This window comes from Burkholderia sp. MSMB1459WGS, from assembly GCF_001534535.1.
Lineage (GTDB): Bacteria > Pseudomonadota > Gammaproteobacteria > Burkholderiales > Burkholderiaceae > Burkholderia.
Genome location: NZ_LPMU01000056.1, coordinates 1 through 3,537, shown reverse-complemented (window position 1 = coordinate 3,537; position 3,537 = coordinate 1). Strand labels below are relative to the sequence as shown.

Genomic DNA, 3,537 nt, shown 5'->3' with positions numbered 1-3,537 from the left:
TGGATCGTCGAAGGCGGTCTGCAGGCGGGCGATCACGTGATCGTGCAAGGCGTCGACAAGGTGCGCCCGGGCGCGACCGTGAAGACGGTCCCCGCGCAGCTCGCCCCGGCGGCCGATGCCGCCTCGGGTGCTGCTGCCCCCGCCGCGCCGGCCGCCGCCGGGTCCGGCGCCGCTGCCGCTTCCGGTGCCGCCGCATCGGGCGCCGCGCCGGCGAGTGCTGCCGCTGCTTCGAGCGCGCAATAACAGGGAGCCTGTTTCATGGCAAAGTTTTTTATCGATCGCCCGATCTTCGCGTGGGTGATCGCCATCATCCTGATGCTGGCCGGGGTTGCGGCGATCTTCACGCTGCCGATCGCGCAGTATCCGACGATCGCGCCGCCATCGATCCAGATCACCGCGAACTACCCGGGCGCTTCCGCGAAGACGGTGGAAGACACGGTGACGCAGGTGATCGAGCAGCAGATGAGCGGTCTCGACAACTTCCTGTACATGTCGTCGACGAGTGACGACTCGGGCAACGCGACGATCACGCTGACCTTCGCGCCGGGCACCAACGCCGACATCGCGCAGGTTCAGGTGCAGAACAAGCTGTCGCTCGCGACGCCGGTTCTGCCGCAGGTCGTGCAGCAGCTCGGTCTGTCGGTCACGAAGTCGAGCAGCAGCTTCCTGCTGGTGCTCGCCTTCAACTCCGAAGACGGCAGCATGAACAAGTACGACCTCGCGAACTTCGTGGCGTCGCACGTGAAGGATCCGATCAGCCGGCTGAACGGCGTCGGTACCGTCACGCTGTTCGGCTCGCAGTACGCGATGCGGATCTGGCTCGACCCGAACCGCCTGACCAACTATGGGCTCACGCCGGTCGACGTCAGCTCCGCGATCACCGCGCAGAACGTGCAGATCGCCGGCGGCCAGATCGGCGGCACGCCGGCCACGCCGGGCACCGTGCTGCAGGCGACGATCACCGAATCGACGCTGCTGCAGACGCCCGAGCAGTTCGGCAACATCCTGCTGAAGGTCAACCAGGACGGCTCGCAGGTTCGCCTGAAGGACGTCGCGCAGATCGGCCTCGGCGGCGAAAACTACAACTTCGACACGAAGTACAACGGTCAGCCGACCGCGGCGCTCGGTATCCAGCTCGCGACCAACGCGAACGCGCTCGCGACCGCGAAGGCCGTGCGCGCGAAGATCGACGAGCTCGCACCGTTCTTCCCGCACGGGCTCGTCGTGAAGTACCCGTACGACACGACGCCGTTCGTGAAGCTGTCGATCGAGGAAGTGGTCAAGACGCTGCTCGAAGGTATCGTGCTCGTGTTCCTCGTGATGTATCTGTTCCTGCAGAACCTGCGGGCGACGATCATCCCGACGATCGCGGTGCCGGTCGTGCTGCTCGGCACGTTCGCGATCATGTCGATGGTAGGCTTCTCGATCAACACGCTGTCGATGTTCGGCCTCGTGCTCGCGATCGGCCTGCTGGTCGACGATGCGATCGTGGTGGTCGAGAACGTCGAGCGCGTGATGGCCGAGGAGGGGCTGTCGCCGAAGGAGGCGACCCGCAAGGCGATGGGCCAGATCACCGGCGCGCTCGTCGGCGTGGCGCTCGTGCTGTCGGCGGTGTTCGTGCCGGTGGCGTTCTCCGGCGGCTCGGTCGGCGCGATCTATCGTCAGTTCTCGCTGACGATCGTGTCGGCGATGGTGCTGTCGGTGCTGGTCGCGTTGATTCTGACGCCCGCACTGTGCGCGACGATCCTCAAGCCGATCCCGCAGGGCCATCACGAAGAGAAGAAGGGCTTCTTCGGCTGGTTCAACCGCACGTTCAACAACAGCCGCGACAAGTACCACGTCGGCGTGCACCACGTGATCAAGCGCTCGGGCCGCTGGCTCATCATCTATCTGGTCGTGATCGTCGCGGTCGGGCTGCTGTTCGTGCGCCTGCCGAAGTCGTTCCTGCCCGATGAAGACCAGGGCCTGATGTTCGTGATCGTGCAGACGCCGTCGGGCTCGACGCAGGAAACGACCGCGAAGACGCTCGCGAACATTTCCGACTACCTGCTGAAGGACGAGAAGGACATCGTCGAATCGGCGTTCACGGTCAACGGCTTCAGCTTCGCGGGCCGCGGCCAGAACTCGGGTCTCGTGTTCGTGCGCCTGAAGGACTACTCGCAGCGTCAGCATGCGAACCAGAAGGTGCAGGCACTGATCGGCCGGATGTTCGGGCGCTACGGGAGCTACAAGGACGCGCTCGTGATTCCGTTCAACCCGCCGTCGATTCCCGAACTCGGCACCGCCGCCGGCTTCGACTTCGAGCTGACGGACAACGCCGGTCTCGGCCACGACGCGCTGATGGCCGCACGTAACCAGTTGCTCGGGATGGCGTCGAAGGATCCGACGCTGCAAGGTGTCCGTCCGAACGGCCTGAACGATACGCCGCAGTACAAGGTCAACATCGACCGCGAGAAGGCGAATGCACTGGGCGTGACGGCGGATGCGATCGACCAGACGTTCTCGATCGCGTGGGCGTCGAAGTACGTGAACAACTTCCTCGACACCGACGGCCGGATCAAGAAGGTGTACGTGCAGGCCGACGCGCCGTTCCGGATGACGCCGGAAGACATGAACATCTGGTACGTGCGCAACGGGTCGGGCGGGATGGTGCCGTTCAGCGCGTTCGCGACCGGTCACTGGACGTACGGTTCGCCGAAGCTCGAGCGCTACAACGGCGTGTCGGCGATGGAAATCCAGGGTCAGGCCGCACCGGGCAAGTCGACCGGCCAGGCGATGGCGGCGATGGAAACGCTCGCGAAGAAACTGCCGGTCGGTATCGGCTATTCGTGGACGGGGCTGTCGTTCCAGGAAATCCAGTCCGGCTCGCAGGCGCCGATCCTGTACGCGATCTCGATCCTCGTCGTGTTCCTGTGTCTCGCGGCGCTGTATGAAAGCTGGTCGATCCCGTTCTCGGTGATCATGGTCGTGCCGCTCGGCGTGATCGGTGCGCTGCTCGCGGCCACGATGCGCGGCCTCGAGAACGACGTGTTCTTCCAGGTGGGCCTGCTGACGACCGTGGGCCTGTCCGCGAAGAACGCGATCCTGATCGTCGAGTTCGCGCGGGAGCTGCAGCAGACGGAGAAGATGGGGCCGATCGAGGCCGCGCTGGAAGCGGCGCGCCTGCGGCTGCGTCCGATCCTGATGACGTCGCTCGCGTTCATTCTCGGCGTGATGCCGCTCGCGATCAGCAACGGCGCCGGTTCGGCGAGCCAGCACGCGATCGGTACGGGCGTGATCGGCGGGATGATCACGGCGACGTTCCTCGCGATCTTCATGATCCCGATGTTCTTCGTGAAGATCCGTGCGATCTTCAGCGGCGAGAAGGAAGACGTCGACGAGGCGCTGCGCCTGGCTCAGGAGCACTCGCACCACGAAGAGAAGCCGGGCAACGGCGACGAAGGCAACAAGGGACAGTGATGATGCAAAAACACGCTTTGACTGCAATCGCAGTCGCGCTCCTTGCCACGGGGTGCACGATGGCGCCGCATTACAAGC

Annotated in this window: 1 protein-coding gene and 1 pseudogene; both read left to right on the top strand. The window is 64.8% G+C overall.

The window, feature by feature from the left end:
- Nucleotides 1-243, top strand: a pseudogene (locus WT97_RS21115) (efflux transporter periplasmic adaptor subunit); the annotation flags it as partial.
- A 15-nt stretch (nucleotides 244-258) separates the two neighbouring features.
- The gene (bpeB, locus tag WT97_RS21110; protein WP_059794110.1) at nucleotides 259-3,459 is read left to right on the top strand and encodes an efflux RND transporter permease BpeB; all 3,201 of its coding nucleotides are present in this window, start codon (nucleotides 259-261) and stop codon (nucleotides 3,457-3,459) included.
- The last annotated feature ends 78 nt before the right edge of the window (nucleotides 3,460-3,537 follow it).